This is a genomic window from Myroides sp. ZB35, from assembly GCF_001865835.1.
GTDB lineage: Bacteria > Bacteroidota > Bacteroidia > Flavobacteriales > Flavobacteriaceae > Flavobacterium > Flavobacterium odoratimimum.
On the sequence record NZ_CP017769.1, the window covers coordinates 3,000,503 to 3,021,160 of the forward strand.

Consider the following 20,658-nt stretch of genomic DNA (forward strand, 5'->3'; position numbering starts at 1 on the left):
AATTATGAAAAAATATAGTTTATCTAAATATAGCTTAGTATTAGGTTTATCAGCAATCTTATCACTAGGAGCTTGTAGTTCTGATTTTACAGAGTTAGATCCAAAAGGGAATACATCTTATGAAAACTTCTGGAAAACAGAACAGGATGCTACAGAGGCGGCTAATAGCTTGTATCAGATGATGATGGAAGATGAAATGTTCGGGAGAGGGTTCTTTTGGTATATTAATGCTTCTGACGATATGGTAACAGGACGTCTTAATGCAACAGCAGATAACATTAAAAACTTTAACCTAAACGGGGATGAGGGCTATATCAATGGTATTTATCAAAATGCTTATAAAGTAATCCGAAGAGCTAATGATATCATTGTTAATGTTCCTGGAATGAAAATTAGCGAATCATTAAAGAAGAGAGTACTAGGTGAGGCTTATTTTATGCGTGGTTTCTTTTATTTCTGGCTAGCGCATACGTATGGAGATAATGGAAATAACGGTGGTGTGCCTATTATTACAGAGGCTAATATGTCTCAGCCAGCAGGAAGCTATACAAGGCCAAAAAGCGTGATTGAGAACTATGACCATATCGTTCAGGATTTGACAAAAGCATCAGAGTTATTACCTCTTTTTACTTCTTATTCAGCTGATAATTATGGTAGAGCACATAAAGATGCTGCTTTAGCCTATATCGCAAAGACTTATTTATATTGGGCACAATATGACTCTTCTAAGTTTAATGAAGTAATTAAGTATGCAGACGCAGTTACAAATTCTGGATCAGGAAGAGCACTTGTCAATACAGGTAATCCTTCTAAAGATTACAGAGAATTACACAGTGCTTTAAACAACTGGAAGAGTGAGTATATCTGGTCTGTAAACTCTGGAATAGAAGGAGGAAGTATTCTTCCGGGCTGTATGTTAGAGAACAAAGGATGGGGAGCTTATAACGGATGGGGGTATTTTACACCTACTGAGGGGTTATACCAAGAGTTCGAAAAAGGGGATGCACGTAGAGCAGTAACGCTATTAGTCTTTGGAGATGATTTCAGCTACTTTGGACAGACCAAAAGATACTCTTCAGAGAACTCGATGTCTGGACTTCAGTTTAACAAGTATATGTATGAGTATAGTACAGAAGATGCTTTAGGGAAGTTTATCAATATGAATGGAGATAAACCTACAACGAATTACAATGTTCCTCTAATGCGCTATGCTGAGATTTTACTAATGAAGGCAGAAGCTCAAATTATGTTAGGGCAGAATGGTGATCAGGCATTAAATCAGGTACGTAAGCGCGCTGGATTAGCACCTAAGAATGGGGCGACAATGACTGACTTAAAACATGAGAGAAGAGTAGAGTTAGCTGGAGAATTTGCAAATAGACATTTTGACTTAGTAAGATGGGGAGATGCAAAAGAGGCTTATGGAAAACCTCTTTATGGAAGAATTCACGAAGATCGTTCTAACCCTGATTCTCCTTATAAGGTATCAGAGGTATGGAAAGCTAGAAACTTTGATTCAAGTTATATGCACGTATGGCCAATACCAAATAGGGCTGTACAATCATCAGGAATACAACAAAACGTAGGATGGTAATTTAATTTCAAAACCAATTGAGGGCTACCTTTTTGGGGCTAGCCCTCTTTTTTATGCAACACAATGAAACGACTTTTTTTATCTATAGCCTTTATTTCGAGTGTTTTAATGGCTAATGCTCAATCAAAAAATTATAAAATACACTCTCATAATGATTATCATCAATCTACTCCTTTCTGGACGGCTTACTCTAATGGAGCAGAGTCCATAGAGATTGATTTAGTCATAGAACAAGGCAAGTTATATGTAGCACACGAAGTAAGTTCTGTACAAGTGAATAGAACGATAGAAAGCTTGTATTTGGAATCATTAGAAAAAGCTATTCAATTAGGTATCGGTAAGGCAAAGGGACTTAGTTTTTTAATTGATTTAAAATCAAATGCAAATCAGTCTATGGAGCTATTATTACCAGTACTGAAGAAGTATGAACGATTAATTAAAGAACAAGATATCACTTTTGTTATTTCTGGAAATAAGCCAGATACAAAAGTTTTTGAACAATATCCAACCTATGTAAAATTAGATCACCAGAGTTTAACTCCTTTAAAAAATGCAATGCTATGGGAACGAGTAGCCATGGTAAGTCTTAATTTTAAAGACTACTCTGTCTGGAATGGTAAGGGGCGCATGGTAGAAGAAGAAAGACAAAAACTTCAAGAAGTAATAGACTTAGTTCACAAGCAAGGTAAACAAGTCCGCTTTTGGGGAACTCCTGATGGGAAAACAGCATTTAAGGCGTTTTATGATATGGGCATTGATGTTATCAATACTGATAATCCTTATCTAGCACAGACATACTTAAAAAACTTAGATCGTGCTGTATATCATAATAAAACAGTATCTGAGGTCTATAAGCCAACATTTGCAAATGATGATAAGGATTTACCAATTAAGAATGTTATTCTTCTTATAGGGGATGGAAATGGGCTGACGCAGATATCTTCTGCAGCTTTAGCAAATGGAGGTGACTTAAGTTTACTTCAGCTGAAGAGTGTAGGCTTGATCAAAACGCAAGCAGGAGATGATTTTACAACGGACTCTGCTGCAGCAGGAACTGCTTTAGCAACAGGTCAGAAAACCTATAACCGCTCTATTGGGATGGGAATGGATAGAATGCCTTTAAAGAATATGACAGAGTACTTAGCGCCGTTTAATTATAAAACAGGAGTAATTACCACAGATGAGTTAACAGGAGCTACGCCTTCTGCTTTTTATGCACATCAAAAAGATAGAGATGATAGCTCACTAATAGCTCAAGATTTATTAAAAAGTCAACTTTCTCTCTTTGTAGGTGGAGGAAAGAAGTCTTTTAACAATGTGAATCTAAAGCAAGAGTTTACTTTACTAGAGCAAGTAGAACAGCTTAGCACCAGTAAGGATGCTCGTGTTGGTTATTTCTTAGGAGAAGGAGGATTAAAAGGTGTGATAGAAGGAAGAACAGACGTTTTAGCCCAATCTACTAAACACAGTTTAGACTTTTTGTCAAAAGGAAATCAACCTTTCTTTTTAATGGTAGAAGGAGCTAAAATAGATTCTTATGGTCATTTTAATAATACAGGGGGGATTGTAACAGAGGGAATTGACTTCGATAAAGCGATAACAGAAGCTTTAAAATTTGCAGATAAAGACGGGCAAACGTTAGTTATTATAACAGCAGATCACGAGACAGGTGGTTTTGCAATTCCACAAGGAGACGTAAAACAAGGTATTATTGAAGGAGATTTCATTTCTCATGATCATACAGGAGCTATGGTACCTATTTTTGCTTACGGACCTAAATCGGGTGAGTTTAGAGGAACTTATGAGAATAATGAAGTATACCATAAGATTATAAAACTCTTAAATCTAGATAACTAATGAAGCGCTTATTAGTAGGTATAAGTCTTATTATAACGAGTGGAGCTTGGGCTCAAGGGGCACAAGTAACAGGTAGAGTATTTGAAGATACCAATCAAAATAGGCAATACGATAAAGGAGAACCTCTGTTGAAAGATGTTTTGATCAGTAATGGCAAGGATTTAGTTGTGACTAATGCTAAAGGTGAATATAAGATCAACAGTTTAGAGCAAGGTCAAATCTTTTTAATCAAGCCTTCAGGATATCAGTCTCCTTTGTCAAAGTCAAATAAAGTTGAGTTTTATATTCCCTTTGGAGAAGAACATAAGGGTTATGATTTTCCTGTGTATAAGCAAGAGGAAGATAAACCTCTAAAGGCTGTTTTATTGGGAGATTTGCAGTCGGATGTAATGGATGATATTCATCACGTAGAAAAACTCGTGGTAAGCGAATTAGCTACCACACCTCCAGATTTAATCTTTCCGCTTGGAGATTTAGCTTTTGATCGTTTAGAAGTATTTGAACCTTTATCACAGGCATTAGGTGTAATCGGTAGTCCTATATATTATGTAGTTGGAAATCATGATTTAAACTTTGGACCTGGTCTAACACTTCAAGATAGAGATAGTAGTTATAAGAAAGCTTTTGGCCCATCTTATTATGCATTAGAATATGGAGAGGAGCTTATTTTAGTACTTAATAATGTACTTCCTGTAAATGACAAAGAATATATAGGAACAATAGATGAGGTACAAAAAGCTTTTATACAAAATGTACTAGCTCGTTATGCTCTAAAGTATGATAAAGTAAAAGTGATGATGCATATTCCTATTGAGTTTATGGAAGATAAGCAGGAGTTTCTAGACTTGTTTAAGGACTATAAAGAAGTCTTTGTAGCTGTAGGACATACACATACACAGTATCATCAGTACTTTGAAAGAGATAATAAAAAACCTGTACATCAATTAGTAGCTGGAGCTGTTTGTGGTGCGTGGTGGCAAGGGCCTCATGATATCGAAGGTATTCCTTTTGCTATGATGTATGATGGTACTTGGAAGGGATACTGGACACTAGAAACACAAAAAGGAGATTATAACTTATCCTATAAAGTATCTGGTAGAGCTGAGGATAAACAGATTCAGATTTGGACTCCAGAAGTACAAGAGTGGGATAAGAGTTTAGAACACTTAAACGATGGATATGTTTATGCAAATGTATTTGCGGCAGATCTAAATACAGATGTTGAAATAAGCTTCGATGGTGTAAGTTGGCAAAAGATGGAGTACTATGAAGGAGTAGACCCTCATTATACCCGTTTAATAGAGCTACAGAATCAAGGGCGATATAAAAATATGAAAACCTCTCCTTTAGTAGACGCTAAAAGGAAGAGTAAACATTTATGGCGTATGCCAATACCTAAGGGATTAAAAGAAGGCCCTCAGTTAATTAAAGTAAAAGCTATTGATCCTAGATACGGTCTTAATCATGTGGAGAACCGTGTCTTGTGGACCCCAAAATAGTTTTGTTGTAAGAAGTTGTTGTTTCAACTTTTTAGATTAGTAGTGTTTGTATTGGAAGGTGGCCTGGCGAGGTCACCTTTCTTTTTTGAACTCTATTTAAAAGCACAAAGTAGGTTATTTTAAAAAAGATTGTTTTTTTAACTTTTATAAAATAATAAAAATGAGAATTAGCTGTTATAATATACATACTAGTAAAAGTTGCGTAGGTATATGCTTAACTTTATCTTTGTATGCTTAGGAAATAAAGAGATTTGCATAAATTGCTTTTGGAATAATGTTTTAAAATGCTATAAATTCTTTATTTTAGATAATTTAATTGAGAACAGGAATGATAAAAAAAGGTTTATTATTAATTGCCTTATTATTGAGTAGTTCTTTTGTATTAGGACAGAAGAAATATTCGGAGTTGACGAAAGAAGATTATTTAAATGATTTTGATATACTTATTAATATTATAAAAAAGCAACACCCTAATCCATTTCGAACTATTAGTGAAAAGGACTTGGATGCAAAAGTTGCAGAAATAAGAAAAAAACTAGAAGAGAATCCTTCTTATGCTAATTTCTTGTTATCTAATCCGATTCCTCTAATTCACGATGCTCATTCCTCTTTGAGTACAGATAGTACCGTTTTTGAGGATTTTACAAAGGAAACTTCTTTTTTCCCAATTAATACCATTGTTTATGATGGAAAGGTGTTTGTGAATCAACACAACCCTACTATACCTGTAGGAAGTATTATTACAAAAGTAAATGATGTAAAATCAGAAGATTACTTAAAGCGTATTAATGTAACAACGGATGGAAGTATAGAGGCTGATGATGCTAAAGACTTTTCGTTCTATGTGTCTTTAATGAGTCCTGAGCAAGAGTATAAAATCACTTATCTTGATAGTCTAAATGCTGTAGAGAGTAAAGAAGCTACATTAAAGGCAGTTAACTATGCACGAAACTATTACAATGTACAGAAAGCTATATTGCCAGTAGATATCATTAGTTATTCTTATGGAATTTATGGACAGAAGGTCAATGACGATACATACTGCCTAACGATTAAGACTTTTGCTTTTTCAGAAGAGTTCGCCTACCAGAAGTTAAGTTCTTTCTTTGAGAAGATTAATGAAGAAGGAGTGAAGAATTTAATTATTGATATCAGAGGTAATGGAGGAGGGTATCTAAGTAATATTCCTTTGTTTTACTCTTTTATATCACAAGAAAAAGTGTTTAAGAATAATTATCGATATGCAACTAAGGTAATAGACATCAATGTACGTGAGAATCTTATAGATGCTAGTGGTAGACAGTATTCTGATATGGATATTAAGAATATGAATAACTTTATGTTCCAGAGATATGATAAGAGTGAGGTAGAAGGAGATGAGTACTATTATGGTAATAATCGATTAGACGAGTCTTATGTAGAGAACTATCCTCGTGATCGATATTTCTTTGAAGGGAATACGATGTTATTAATAGATAATAACACAGTATCAGCAGCAGCGTATTTTGCTTCTTTATTTAAAGAGAATAAAAGAGGGATTATCATAGGACAAGAGACACGCACCTGTAGTAACTTCACTACTGCATCTTGGTTTATTAATTATAAACTGCCTAATACGCAGACAGTGGTAGATTTGCCTCGATCAGAAGTGTTTTTTAATAATTCAATTAGTACAGATAAGGGGTGTAGAGGAGTACTACCAGACTATACTGTAGATGAAAAAGGTTTTTATAGAAGTATCTTAAACGAAGAAGACCCTGAACTTACATTTGCTTTAGATCTACTAAAGAGACAAGCTCAAAATGAAGAACAGTAATTAAGAATACTCTAAATAAATATAGATATAAGATGTAGAAGGATGACTCAAGCAGTCATCCTTTTTATTATATGTTTTTTGTAAGTTTGATTATTAATAATATAAATGGAGAACCATGTTAGATCTAGTGATCGGAATGTCTATTACACAACTAGTCCTTTTTAGTATAGTATTGAATATACTGTTCTATGGTGTATCTATTGGTTTGTATTTGACTCTAAACAGATGTAAGAAGGGAGAGTATATCCAAGAAATAAAACAAGAGATTACTAGAAGAGATTTAATATTATCATTTGTTGTTTTACTGTGTAATGCAGGCGTTTTTGTATTAGGAGTAGGGTTGTATAATTATGGATATATTCATGTATTAGAAGGGAGCTCTATCACTGTTATAGCTCTACAAACATTAGGACTAGTGATCGGTATGGACTTTCTGATGTATGTATTTCACAGATTAGCTCATATCCCGATTTTTTATCCATTAGCGCATCTAAGACATCATGAGCACAACAGTGTTAATGCGATAAGTTTATTTGTATTACATCCACTAGAGGCTATTGGTTTTGGGCTACTGTTTATCTTGTTGTTGTGTATATATCCTTTTGACACTTTTTCGATAGGACTTTATTTATTTATTAATCTTATTTGGGGAACTATAGGTCATATAGACAAGGATGTGTTTAAGAATACTTACTTTGAACGTTGGACACGAGATATACTGTGTCTTACCTTGTTTCACAATATTCATCATCAAGATCCGAACTGTAATTATGGTTTTTACACTTTATTATGGGACAAACTTTTTAAAACGTATCGAAAAATATAATAAATGTCTTGTAAACGTTTGAATATTAGTAGGGTACTAATTTTTTTGCTATCATTATAATGATGTGATTTACTTGTTTCCTTTTGTAAGGTGTTGATATATAATGGTGTCTATATCTATATAGTGGTTTATAACTATCTATTTAATTGTTTTTGGAAACGTAATTTTATTTTTTTGTCATTTGAAATTTGTAAATTTGATATTCATGGTTTTAGACAAGGAGTTTAGGATTATGCATACTATGTTATTTAAAAAGAAAAATATGAAAAAGGGTATTGTATTATTGGCACTAAGTATAGGAGGAGTACTATATGCGCAAGATCATACTACAGTGACAGATTCTATACATAGAGATACTCTTAAGTTGAAGGATATTAGTTATCTAGTAGAGACTTCTACTGTTAATGATAGTTTGAAAGTTGTAGAGAAGACAGCATCATATCCTAATACATTATCTATGTTAACGGATCGATTAAAGTTTATTTCACTTTATGATCAGCAAGCTAAGGCATATATAGAGGTAGAGAATAAACAAGATACAATACAGGTAAAGGCTATATATCAAGAAGGGGAGATATATAAAGGACTATTAGTAGAAGAGAATGTATCTAATGATCTTGATATCGTTTATTATGAAGATGCTATTCCGAGATATCGTTATACTACAGATCATGATTATCATTACTATACACTATTATCTAGTGAGTTAGATAAGAATGATTCTATACGTGGGCAGTTCTATGACTTACATGAAGGGAGCCTATTACCTTTAAAGCAAGAGTATGTAGATGGACAATGGGTAACAACATGGCAGAAAGACTTAGAACAGCAAGAAGTAGTGATAAATGGCTTATCTACACCTGTTACCTTATTTACTTCATTAGACAATAAAAAAGAGCGCATGTTATGGAAAATAAAGGATGAACAGGAGGTCTTACATTATATATTTTTACAAAGGGAGGGAAATATGATTCTAATCTATGAACAAGCTTGTCCTATAGTAGAAGGAGAAGAGGTGTATCTAAATGTTGCCTCAATGATAAACGTTGGTTTTGACAAAAAAAGGGTAACTGCTAGGACTAATAATAAGGAATCTATCTCAGATGTTTACTTTGAAAACTTTGGTAAACGCGATTGGAAAAAGCCTAATCAGTATGTTTTTGATTATTATAGAAGATCTGATAAGAAGCTTGTACGCGCTCGTGTGATATTAGATAAAACAGTTATAGTTAATAAAGTGTTTTCAGATTTCGTAATTGCAGTCGCTAATAACCCAGAGTTGTTTAGAAGGGATGTTCAATTAAAAGACTTTTCTTTTGAAGATGTATTAAGCAAACAAATTCTAAGATTAGATTCTTCTATTAAGCCGACTCACATTTTAGACGAACAGAAATAACATAAAAGAAGCCAACTAAATGTTGGCTTTTTTTGTGTTTAATAGTTTAAAAATTAAGCTACTATCTACAGAAGTAAAAACTATTCTAATTTAACAGATTTATCTTTTTGTAGTACTCGTCATTTTGTACCTTTAGCTTGAAAAATTTATTATCGTAATGACATATTTAGAAAAATTATCGAAGATACGTTCACTGATGAAGGAGAGAGGAATTGATGGATACATTATCCCTTCTTCAGATCCACATATCAGTGAATATTTACCAGATTATTATAAGTGTATAGTTTGGACATCTGGTTTTAGTGGTTCAGCAGGAACATTAGTGATTACACAAGATTTTGCTGGATTATGGACTGACTCTCGTTATTTTGTACAAGGACCAGCACAGTTAAAAGGATCTGGTTTTGAGTTAGTAAAATTAAAAGTTCAACATGCACCTGAGTATGTGTCATGGTTAGGAGATAAATTACAAGCAGGTAATACAGTTGCCTTTGATGGTAATTTAGCTTCATTAGCAGTAGCGAATGCTGTAAATACTATATTAGGTCCTTTAAACATTAAGGTAGATGGTCATGTAGACTTATTAGATGTAATATGGAATGATAGACCAGCTTTACCTACAGAGCCAGCTTATACATTACCTATTTCTATTACAGGGCAATCTACTCCAGATAAGATAGCAGCTGTACGCAAAGTTTTAAAACAAAAAAGAGCGACATGTCACCTAATTTCATCTTTAGATGATTTAGCTTGGATATTGAATATAAGAGGTACAGATGTAAAATGTAATCCTGTTACACTTGGTTTTGTATTTATCAGCCAGGATAAATCTATCTTATTCATTGATTCTAAGAAATTAGATAAAGGTACAGCTGAGGAGTTACAAGGATATGGTATCTTAATCAAACCTTATGAGGAAGTAAGAAATTACTTAAAATCACTAGGAACAAGCGAAACTATCTTATTAGATCCTAAGCGTACTTGTTTTGCTACTTATGATTCTGTTCCTGAGGGGGTAACTATCTTAGAGGATATGAATCCGTCTACTATGCTAAAAGCAGTGAAGAATGAAGTAGAGTTAAATCATGAGCGACATGCCATGATTAATGATGGTGTAGCACTGACCAAATTCTTTAAATGGATAGAAGAAAATGTAGCTTCAGGCGAATTATCTGAGATGAGTATTGCAGATCATTTAAGAGGATTACGCGCAGAACAGCCAGGTTTTAAAGATATTAGTTTTGACACTATTGCTGGATATAAAGATCACGGAGCTTTACCACACTATAAGGCAGAATTGGATAGCAACTATAAATTAGAGGCTAAAGGATTGCTATTAGTAGATTCTGGTGGACAATACGAGACAGGAACTACAGATATTACACGTGTGGTATCTTTAGGACAGTTGACTCAAGAAGAAAAAGAAGATTACACTATTGTTTTAAAAGGAACGATAGAAGGATCTATGGCTATCTTCACTAAAGGTACTAGAGGATATCAAATCGATGCTATAACACGTCGTCCTATCTGGGCTACTATGCGTAACTATGGACATGGTACAGGTCATGGAGTAGGATTCTTCTTGAACGTACACGAGGGGCCTCATACTTTTAATGGTGCTGCAGTAGATATTGCGATAGAGCCAGGAATGATCAGTTCTATAGAACCAGGATTATACAGAGAAGGTAAGCACGGTATTCGTATCGAAAACTTAGTAGTATCTAAGGATTTAGCTTCTAATCAATTCGGTGATTTTATGGATTTCGAAACAATCACCATCTGTTATATCGCAACAGATTTAGTAGAGAAGTCACTATTAGATCAAGTACATATTGATTGGTTAAATAACTATAATCAATGGGTGTATGAATCTTTAGAATCAAAATTATCAGCAGAAGAAGCTGCTTGGTTAAAAGAAAAGACAAAAGCAATTTAAGTTACATATAAAAAGGTTGATTCATTTGAATCAACCTTTTTTACTTTTATTACGCTTGTAATATGTTTGAGTAGCGAATAATAGGATTATATCCGTTACTTTCAAATTTTTTGTACTTTGTGATCAATGACTCAGTAGAGTTAAAGCCACATACATCAGCAATCTCTTCGAATGAATTCTTTGTAAAGAATACAAGTTCTAAACTCTGTAGGTACTTTCTCTTATCATAAAAGGTAAGGTACCCTTCTCCAAAGAAATAGATAAAATCATTATTAAAGTCTACACTAGAGATATTCTTTTTATCTAGTACTTCTTTTAGAGCCTGTGGTGTGGTTACTTTACTTAATGCTAATTCTCTATACAGCTTTATATATTTAGCCTTGTCTTTCATATAGAAATCTACTTCTAATAAAGAATCAATACGTTCATTACGAATGTTTAAGTAGAATAAGTTTAGTATAAATTCTCCTGTCTTAGAATCTTTAAATAAAGTTCCTCCTAAGCCACATAATCTATTTTCTCTATTTAGACAGTTAAATCTAATGTAGTGATAAGTGTCTTCGCTTAACCCTTTATTTAAAAAAGGAAGATCACCTAGTACTACTTTTAAAATCTGCTGTTGAACTTTAGGTTCAAACTTGTCAAAGTTAATATCTCTTAGTGGTTTAAAATTTTTATCCAATACTAATGAGAAAGCTTCTGCATATTGAACATTGTCTTTCTCTTGTTGTATAGTCGCATAGTTTAAGTGAACTAATGACTTATACAGCGTAGTTGTCATTGAATCAAAATAGTTGTAGTGGAATCGTTGCCAAGCTAGAGAATGCTTGTTTGCTTTAATGTTGAGGTTAGTAAATTTCTCTACGAATACCCCCAGAACATCTGAGAGTTCTTCAAATAATTCAAGTGTCATAATAAGTTGTTTGATTAGTTAGGTTTTGTTAAGGACAATTTATATAATTTTTCTATAAAAACAAACAAGAATATTTTAATTTAAGCGTTTATTCTTGTGTTAAAATTATAAATAGCTAAATGTTTATGGTATACTATTGCATTATAGTTAATAGTGTGATATCGCTTAATGTCTGTATAACCGTGGTGTTTAGAAGATTTTAGTATGGAAATATAAAGTAAGAAAAACAGGTTATGAGGAATCTTTATAAATTGACTTTAAATACTTGAATGACCTAAAAAGAACTGTTTTTTCTCCCTTTGAAAACTATAATTTTTTATAAAAACAGTGTTTTGTACTACTATGAATGTATTCATCTTGCTTAAAGATGTCCTTTAGGTTTAATAAAATGTGATTTTTGTACAGAAAATAACCTTTGTCTGCAGTAGTAAAGATGAAAATTAGAATCGAGCTGATCTATGTTATCTATAAACTCAATTCTGACTGTAGGTATGATTACTTATAGGAGAGTAATTGTAAAAGAATAGAAGCAATATTATAAGACTGTACAGTACTAAGTAGGATTGTGAACTATAGTTGTATAGCTATAGAAGGGCTAGACATTCGAATCCTTAGTGAGTCCGTTAAAACAAACATTATAACGGAGTCACTAAGGAAATAATCTGTTGAAAATTTAGATCGACTAGCAACTTTGTCACTAGAAAATAGAAATATGTATAATAGCTATAGTAAGTGGTTACTTTTTAGTATAGTCCATTTGTTTACTAAACCATTGTTCTCCATTTGGTAGATCAAAACTTCTCATAGGAACATCAGCAAAGGTAAAGCCTATTTTTTCATAACATTTAATAGCTCCAATATTCCAATCAAATACATTAAGGATAACAGAATCACTTTGAATGTCATTTAGACAATAATCTACAAAGGCTTGCATCATCTTTTGTCCATATCCTTTTCCTCTATTGTTTCGATCACCTACTACTATACGAGCTAGTTTAGTAGCATTATCCTCCATTAAAATAATTTCACCTACTCCAATTGTAGTCTCATTATCACTATCAATTGCTTTAAAGAATAAAGAATTCTCGACTTTTAAGAATTGTTCGACTTGATCCTCTGTTAGAGGGTAAGTAAATGCAGTTCCTCCAAATTGAAGTAGTTCTTCTTCCGTAAAATTCCAATCTATAATTATTTGGGCATCCGTTTTGGTAAATGGTTTTAGTATAATCATTTGTTTTATTTTGAATTACAAATATATCGATATCTGCTTAAAAAAGGAAGTGGTTAGGGAATATAGAAGGACTTTGGGAGTAAATAAGGTAAGGTCTAGAAAGTAACTTTGTCAAAAAATATCTAGAATAACAAGGTGCAAAACTTAGAAAAGTGGTAAACTTGTATAAAATACATTAATATGGCAGGTAATACTTATGGCAATAGATTTAGAGTAACTACTTTCGGTGAATCTCATGGAGTAGCGATCGGTGGTATTATAGACGGTTGTCCAGCAGGGATAGAGTTAGATTTAGAACAAATTCAGTTGGAATTAGACAGACGTAAACCAGGTCAATCTAAGATAGTTACACAGCGAAAAGAAGCGGATGAAGTAAAGTTTCTTTCAGGAATATTTGAAGGGAAGACAACAGGTACTCCTATTGGTTTTGTAATTGAAAATACAAATTCAAAATCAAAGGATTATGATCATATCAAAGATATTTATCGTCCAAGCCATGCAGATTATGTATATGATGAAAAATATGGACATCGTGACCACAGAGGAGGTGGGCGTAGTTCTGCTCGTGAGACTGCCAGTAGAGTAGTAGCGGGAGCAATAGCAAAACAAGTATTAAAAGAAATAAAAATAACAGCTTATGTATCTTCAGTAGGAGATATTGCTGTTGAGAAAAAATACAGTGAATTAGATTTTAACGAGATAGAGAACAATCCTGTTCGTTGTGCTGATCCTATTAAAGCAGTAGAAATGGAGACTTTAATTAAGGAAGTAAAAAAAGATGGGGATTCTATAGGAGGAACTATTATATGCGTAGTACAGAACGTGCCTGTAGGATTAGGAGAACCTGTATTTGATCGACTTGATGCTGATTTGGCTAAAGCTATGCTTGGGATCAATGCTGTTAAAGGAGTAGAGTTTGGTCGTGGTTTTGAAGGGACAAAGATGAGAGGTAGTCAGCATAATGATTCTATCCTTCCTGATGGCTCTACAACAACCAATAATGCAGGAGGAATAGTAGGCGGTATAAGTAATGGAATGGATATTTACTTTAAAGTTGCTTTTAAACCAACTGCTACCTTAATGAAAGACCAGCAGTCTATCAATACCGCACATGAGGTGGTGACTGTACAAGGGAAAGGTAGACACGATGCTTGTGTATTACCACGTGCAGTGCCTATTGTGGAAGCTATGACCGCAATCACGCTTCTAGATTTTTATATCGAACAGTTTGGTTTCAAAAGAAAATAAACTTTAAAATGTTAAAGTAATAATTGTCCCTTGTTCTAACTGAGAAATAATGTCGAATTTAATGTGATGTTGTTCAAAGATGATAGTAGCAAGGGACAGTCCTATACCACTTCCTTTAATATCTCCGACATTTTTACCTCTGTAGAATGTTTGTTTTATAAAAGTAAGTTCTTCTTCTGAGATACCTTTTCCATGGTCTTTTACCTCTAGTTGTAGCCTATTGTTATGTAGAGACAGCTCTACTGAAACAGGTTTGCTATTAGAGTATTTTACAGCATTTTCGACAATATTGTATAATGCTAGATGGATTAGAGTTTCGTTACCTTTATACTCTAGTTTAGTGAAATCATCTACATTGATATTTATCTCTAAGGTAGTCTGTAGTTCTGTTAGCTTATCCTGTAATGCTTCATATATATTCCAGATTATCTCATCTATTCTGAATAGACTAGCGTCTTTATCCGTATTCTTTAGACCTGATAATAAAAGAAGATTACTTAAGATATTCTCTATCTTGTACACATTTTTTAAAGCCTCCTTGACTACTTGATTATATTCTTCAGGAGAACGTTCTTTCTGAGCAAAAACTTCTAGGTTACCACTGATAGCAGTAAGGGGAGTTTTAAACTCATGAGAGACATAGTTAATAAAGTTCTTTTGAATCAAGAATGTTTCAGATAGTCTGATTAGTAGGTTGTTATAAGTAGAGATTAATTCTTCTAATTCATCATTTGTTTTCGGTACTTCTATACCGTTTTCTAGATTAGAGTAGTTTACCTCATTTACCTGTTGCACAATATTCTTAAGGGGTTTATAGGCGATATTAGAGATGTATTTACTTAAAAAATAAATAGCTAGTAAACCTCCCACAAGTACAATGCATAGAATAAAAATAAGACTTTTCATCTGATTCAGAAAGTCAGCTGTAGACTCTCTCGTATATACTACGAAATCCCCTTGGTTATCAGGGTAATATATTCCGTAATAAAAAAAATCATTTGCTTTAAATCGATGTGATTTATCTGTTCTAGTTTTGCTTAAAATAGCGTTTGTCAGTACAGGATCATTAACTAGAGCTCCATAGGATAACTGATTACTAAAGTTATATACAGCTACATTTTTAGATTGAATGGTAGCTCTAAACTCCTCTTTTACAACAGAATGTTCTGTATGAGATAGTTCGTCTTGTTCTAAGTAATATATTGCAGATAGGAGGGTAGTATTCTTCAGATTACTAAACACAGACTCTTGTGTCTTAGAGAAGTAAGCTAAGAATATAATAAGTGATGCAATAAAAAATACTATGCCAAATACTATAGTACTGTAGGTGGTAAGACGAGTGCGTAAATTCATATCATTCTTGTAGCATATAGCCAGTTCCTTTTATGGTGTGTATTATTTTTCCTTTAGAATCATCTATTTTACTTCTTAGATAAGAAATATAGACATCTACTACATTGGTATTGGTATCAAATTGTATTCCCCATACTCGTTCTAGAATCTGCATCCTAGAGACTACGCGATCTTTATTTTCTAATAAGAAAAGTAATAATTTGTATTCTCTAGGTGACAGATCTATTGTTTTATCTCCTTGTGTGACTAGATGTTTTTCAGGGTCTAGTTTTAAATCACCACAGATATAGATATGGTCTTTTTTTTCGTAATTAAATTTAGTTCGTCTTGTTAAGGCATTAATTCTCGATAGTAATTCGCTAAAGTGAAAAGGCTTTGTTAAGTAGTCATCAGCACCACTGTCTAGAGCAGATATCTTATCAGTGGTTTCGCTTAGAGCGCTTAACATCAGTATAGGGGTATAGTTCTTTTTAAAACGAATCATTTTGGTTAACTGAATACCATCTATACCTGGAAGCATTATATCCATTAAGATAAGATCCCAATCAGCACTGAGAATAAGATCTCTAGCTTCTTCTCCAGAAGCAGCAAGTTGTACTTGCATACCATTTTCCTTTAAACCTTTGACGATAAAGTCACTGATGCGAGAATCGTCTTCTACAAGTAATATATTCAAGACTAAATTTTTTCTGTATTTGATTTGATAAAATCTGTTACTAAATAAGTGATTAACTTCCCTACAAGATGACTGTTCTGCTCGAAATCTAAAGAAGGAGCCCCTTCACAGATGTGAAGATATCCAACATTCTTAGATTTAGCAAAGTAGTGTATGAACTGTCTCAACCTCTCAGCAGAGAACCCTGTAGGCGTGATAGCACTACTAGCTACTAGTGGTACAGCATCTAAATCTATTTCGATACCATAAGTATTGTTTTCGATATGTCGTTGAGCAGTTAGTAATTCGGTGTCAAAAGATTTCTCTTTGCGAATGCGTATTTGCTCATAAGTATTATACTTAACGCGGTCTGCATGAAGTTTTATATCCCCAAAAACAGTCTTAGAAGTATAGTTCTCATGAAGACCGAAGATAAAATAGTTCTTTAAAAAACCTTCTTCGAATGCATAAGAAAACCCGTTACCACTATGTCTTCCTTCTAGTGGTCTAAAATCTGTATGCGCATCAAAGTTGATTACATTAATGGCTTTGCCCTTGGCTAAGGCAAGTCCTTTAATATTACCATAAGCATTATTATGTCCACCACCTATAACAATAGGTATTTTGCCTGCCTTTACAATTTTAGCGATGGTATGTGATACTTCTTTATCTATACGAGACACTAATTCGAAGAGTCTTTTGCGATCTTCTCTATTATTGGGGTCTAGTTGTTCTGCTTCTTTTTGTTCTTCACTGAAATCTAAATGGCCAATTAACGTAGTCCAACTTCCTTTACAGAATCTGTTGTGTTGAATATTTAAAAGGCTGTTTAAGAAATTTTGCCAAGCAGAAGAAGTACCTGTACGGCCTAGATTAGCTTTTACACCTATATCTTCAGGAATACCAATAATAGCATATTTAGCGTCTGTAGCGGTTAATTCATTATGCCAATTCTCTTCTGATTCTAAAGTGTGAACTCTTTCACCAAATTTGATTTCCCCACTTCTGAATTTGGTCAAGGCAACCAAATCAGTTTTCTTAAATAACACTAGTTTTTGTTTGTTCATAGCGATGTTGTTGTGATGCAATTGATACTAGGGTATCTTTTATTTTTGTATTTGTCCATTTAGAATTACCTGATCTATAAGGTTAGAACCAAAAGCATAAGGTAATTCATAAAATGAATTTAGTGGTTTTGTGATAATTAAACTAGCTTTTTTACCTTTTGTTATACTACCGTACTCTTGTTGTAGTCCCATTGCATAAGCTCCATTTATTGTAGCTGCATTAATCGCTTCTTCAGGAGTCATTTTCATTTTGATACATGCTGTAGCTACGACAAAGTTCATATTTCCAGACGGTGTAGTACCAGGATTAGAATCAGAAGCTAAAGCTAGTGGTAGACCTGCTTCTAACATCTTTCTAGCAGGAGTATAAGGAATAGAAATAAAGAAAGAACATGTAGGTAAGGCTACAGGCATTGTTTTGCTTCCTTTTAGAATTTCGATATCTTCGTCTGTTACTATTTCTAGATGATCTACTGATAGAGCACCGTTTTTTACACAAGTTTCGATTCCTCCAATAGCAGTAAACTGGTTAACATGTACTTTAGCAATAAGCCCGTGTTCTTGTCCTGCTTTAATGATACGCTCTGTCTCTTCACAAGAGAAATAACCTGTCTCTAAGAAAGCGTCTACATACTCAGCTAAGTTTTCTTTAGCAATAGCTGGAATCATTTCATTGACTATAAGGTCGATATATCCCTGGTGGTTATCTTTATATTCAGTAGGGAAGGCGTGAGCACCTAAGAAAGTAGCTTTAATGGCTATAGGGTAGTTTTCTTTTAGTTTTTTAATCACGCGTAGCATCTTAAGCTCAGCTTCTACTGTTAATCCGTATCCTGATTTTATTTCAACAGCTCCAGTACCTTGACTGATTACTTCTTCTAAACGTTTGCGCGATTGTTCATATAAATCTTCTTCTGAAGTTTCTTGTAGTTTTTTTGCAGAGTTTAAGATTCCACCTCCTCTGTTGAAGATTTCTTCATAACTAAGCCCATTGATGCGGTCTACGAACTCTAATTCTCTATTACCAGCATAGACTAAGTGTGTGTGACTATCTACCCATGTAGGTAAGATGGTTTTCCCAGTAGCATCTATTACTTGATCCATTTCACTTTCATTAGGACAAGTATCCATCGTACCATAATCCGCTATCAAGTCGTGTTCTATAATTAGATATGCATTGTCTAGCTTAGGTAAAGTTGCCATATCTGCACCAGATACTTTCTCTATAGCTTCATTTCTAACTTGTAGTATTTCTTTTATATTCTTAATTAGTGTTTTCATATTTGTTTGAGTTGTTTTTTTAGGCTTATAAATGAGATAAAAGTCTAAAAACTTTTATCTTTAAGCAAATTTACAAAATGTGAGACGAGTTAAATATAAGAAAACTAGAAAACTTCAACCAAATTCTCTAGAATATGCAGGTTCTTTTCCAGAGGTACCTATTTCTATGCAATTGTTTATCTACGATGAGAATACATTCGAGGAGTACAATGATTTAAGTTTGAAGGAAATAGAAGAGATATTATTAGCAGCATCTCCTAATGCTATAAAGTGGTTTAATCTACATGGACTACATGATATAGATTTATTAAAAGAAGTTGGAAGTTTTTTTCATATAGAATCTTATATCATGGCAGAGATTCTAAATTTCTCTAGAAGAACAAGAGTAGAGGAGTTAGATAATACACTGTTCTTTAGCGTTAAGGCCATTTTGCCGTCTTCTAATGAAGATATTCTAGTAGGGATAGAACAGATAAGCTTTATCCTCCAAGAGAATGTACTGTTGTCATTTCAAGAGAAAAGAGGAGCCTTCTTTAATTTGATCAGAGAGCGTATTAGAACCAAAACAGGACAAATAAGAAGAAAAGATTCAGGATATCTATTATATGGATTACTAGATTCTTTAATGGAGAGTTATTTTGTAACCTTAGACTTGATAGAAGATAATGTAGAACAGATTCTTTTAGAGGCTAGAACTAAATATCACAAGCAAATTCTGGTAAGTATAGAAGAATATACTCAACAACTACAAGAGGTAAAACGAGCTATTATACCGTTAAGAGAAGTGCTATACAACCTAAAAACACAGCATGATAAAAAGAATGTAGAGAGTCAAATCAGTAGAAATAGTATTGTTTTCTTTGACCGATTACAGTATAAAAGCTATGAAATGCTCGATCAGATAGATTATAATCTAAACAAACTAGATAGTGCTACCAACTATTATTTCTCTTCTCAGAGCAATCGAATGAATGAAATCATGAAGGTATTGACTATTGTATCTGTAGTCTTTATTCCGCTAACATTTATTGTTGGGGTGTATGGAATGAACTTTGAGAATATGCCAGAATTAAAAACAGAGAATGGTTATTTCTATACTTTATGGGTAATGTTAGGCTTGGTTGTTCTCATGATAAGTTATTTTAAATGGAGAAAATGGTTCTAATAAACTTCTTGTTATATTAGATTGACTGTAAAAGTCGAGAAGGAAAGTTTAACCCAGATTAAGCATTAGCCAAAGACTGCAAAGCAATTCTACTTCATATCTCTTTCATTTCTTCTAAAACCATACTACAGTATGCTTTTTTCTTAAATTCAGAGCTATTTTGTATAATTACTTTTCGTTTCTATGTTTATCGCTTAATCTGGGTTTAAAACAATATCTTTGTTTTATGATGGATAGCAAAGAAATATTAAACTAATCTTGATAGAGTATTTGGTAGAGCTTTCAATATTTTAAGAGTTGAAGAAAGAAATAGTTGTTTAGCTATTTCTTTCGAAGAAAAAGTGCTTACTTCCACTTTTTTCCATTTTCTTCCATTCTTTTCCAAATATTTCTCAATATTTCCAAAAAAGTCTATTTATTTCCATTTATTAAATCATAAATACCTCATTACCAGTATTTATGAGTTTTTGATACACCCATTTATTCGGAAGCTCTTCGGAAGAGTTCAGTATTTGTTCGGACTGAGGGGCAGTTTTCCGAAGAGCATCCAAAGACTGCCCAATAAACTCCCGAAGAACATGCACTTAGTTTTCTAATTTTTAATGATCTTTAAGGATATATTACTTATTGATAATCAAAGTAATTTTGCTGTTTTAGTAACGTTTAAAAATTACTATAGGATACAATAAAAAAAAGCTCTATCAACAACAATAGAGCTTTCATAATAGGAAACAACATTATAACTTAAATAGAACGTTATGTTCTATGATAGTTCTTATTTAGCATTCAGCTTTATTGAAAAATAATAAAATACTGAATGA

At 33.2% G+C, this 20,658-nt stretch carries 15 protein-coding genes; 9 read left to right on the plus strand and 6 right to left on the minus strand.

Annotation, left to right across the window (positions count from 1 at the left end; all coding sequences use genetic code 11):
• The first annotated feature begins 4 nt into the window (after positions 1–4).
• The 7 genes from BK054_RS13325 (at position 5) to BK054_RS13355 (ending at position 10,924) form a co-directional block, all read left to right on the plus strand.
• Complete coding sequence (locus tag BK054_RS13325; RefSeq protein WP_006265209.1) at positions 5–1,594, plus strand: RagB/SusD family nutrient uptake outer membrane protein; 1,590 nt, start codon at positions 5–7, stop codon at positions 1,592–1,594.
• 63 nt (positions 1,595–1,657) lie between these two features.
• Positions 1,658–3,451, plus strand: a complete 1,794-nt coding sequence (locus tag BK054_RS13330; RefSeq protein ID WP_225581544.1) for an alkaline phosphatase — start codon at positions 1,658–1,660, stop codon at positions 3,449–3,451.
• On the plus strand, positions 3,451–4,950 hold the full coding sequence (locus BK054_RS13335) for a calcineurin-like phosphoesterase C-terminal domain-containing protein (RefSeq protein WP_006263505.1): 1,500 nt from the start codon (positions 3,451–3,453) through the stop codon (positions 4,948–4,950). Before BK054_RS13330 ends, BK054_RS13335 begins: the two co-directional genes overlap by 1 nt.
• Before the next feature lie 328 nt (positions 4,951–5,278).
• Positions 5,279–6,766, plus strand: coding sequence for a S41 family peptidase (locus BK054_RS13340; protein ID WP_006265212.1), 1,488 nt, complete (start codon positions 5,279–5,281; stop codon positions 6,764–6,766).
• 115 nt (positions 6,767–6,881) lie between these two features.
• Positions 6,882–7,592 carry a sterol desaturase family protein gene (locus BK054_RS13345; protein WP_006265213.1) on the plus strand — a complete coding sequence of 237 codons (711 nt, stop codon included), beginning with the start codon at positions 6,882–6,884 and terminating at the stop codon, positions 7,590–7,592.
• A 262-nt stretch (positions 7,593–7,854) separates the two neighbouring features.
• On the plus strand, positions 7,855–8,988 hold the full coding sequence (locus tag BK054_RS13350) for a hypothetical protein (protein ID WP_225581545.1): 1,134 nt from the start codon (positions 7,855–7,857) through the stop codon (positions 8,986–8,988).
• Positions 8,989–9,145: 157 nt separating this feature from the next.
• Positions 9,146–10,924, plus strand: coding sequence for an aminopeptidase P family protein (locus BK054_RS13355; RefSeq protein ID WP_006265216.1), 1,779 nt, complete (start codon positions 9,146–9,148; stop codon positions 10,922–10,924).
• A 49-nt stretch (positions 10,925–10,973) separates the two neighbouring features.
• On the opposite strand, the gene BK054_RS13360 is transcribed toward BK054_RS13355, so the two are convergent.
• Together BK054_RS13360 and BK054_RS13365 are read right to left on the minus strand one after the other, a co-directional pair.
• Positions 10,974–11,837, minus strand: a complete 864-nt coding sequence (locus BK054_RS13360; protein WP_006258972.1) for a hypothetical protein — start codon at positions 11,835–11,837, stop codon at positions 10,974–10,976.
• 736 nt (positions 11,838–12,573) lie between these two features.
• Complete coding sequence (locus BK054_RS13365; RefSeq protein ID WP_006265219.1) at positions 12,574–13,068, minus strand: GNAT family N-acetyltransferase; 495 nt, start codon at positions 13,066–13,068, stop codon at positions 12,574–12,576.
• Between the two features lie 180 nt (positions 13,069–13,248).
• Between BK054_RS13365 and aroC the strand changes: the two genes are divergently transcribed.
• Positions 13,249–14,316 carry a chorismate synthase gene (gene aroC, locus BK054_RS13370; RefSeq protein WP_006258970.1) on the plus strand — a complete coding sequence of 356 codons (1,068 nt, stop codon included), beginning with the start codon at positions 13,249–13,251 and terminating at the stop codon, positions 14,314–14,316.
• 3 nt (positions 14,317–14,319) lie between these two features.
• Here the strand turns inward: aroC and BK054_RS13375 are convergent, their stop codons facing one another.
• Genes BK054_RS13375 through hutI form a run of 4 tightly spaced genes read right to left on the minus strand, consistent with a single transcriptional unit; the run spans position 14,320 to position 18,672 of the window.
• Entirely contained in the window at positions 14,320–15,669 is a 1,350-nt protein-coding gene (locus BK054_RS13375) for a sensor histidine kinase (protein WP_006265221.1), read from the minus strand.
• A gap of 1 nt (position 15,670) precedes the next feature.
• Complete coding sequence (locus BK054_RS13380; protein WP_006265222.1) at positions 15,671–16,345, minus strand: response regulator transcription factor; 675 nt, start codon at positions 16,343–16,345, stop codon at positions 15,671–15,673.
• A gap of 2 nt (positions 16,346–16,347) precedes the next feature.
• Entirely contained in the window at positions 16,348–17,391 is a 1,044-nt protein-coding gene (locus tag BK054_RS13385; RefSeq protein ID WP_006263511.1) for a formimidoylglutamase, read from the minus strand.
• Positions 17,392–17,430: 39 nt separating this feature from the next.
• Positions 17,431–18,672, minus strand: coding sequence for an imidazolonepropionase (gene hutI / locus BK054_RS13390; RefSeq protein ID WP_006263512.1), 1,242 nt, complete (start codon positions 18,670–18,672; stop codon positions 17,431–17,433).
• Positions 18,673–18,751: 79 nt separating this feature from the next.
• Here hutI and corA point away from each other — a divergent pair, with 79 nt between their 5' ends.
• Positions 18,752–19,837 carry a magnesium/cobalt transporter CorA gene (gene corA / locus BK054_RS13395; protein WP_006263513.1) on the plus strand — a complete coding sequence of 362 codons (1,086 nt, stop codon included), beginning with the start codon at positions 18,752–18,754 and terminating at the stop codon, positions 19,835–19,837.
• Positions 19,838–20,658 lie beyond the last annotated feature (821 nt).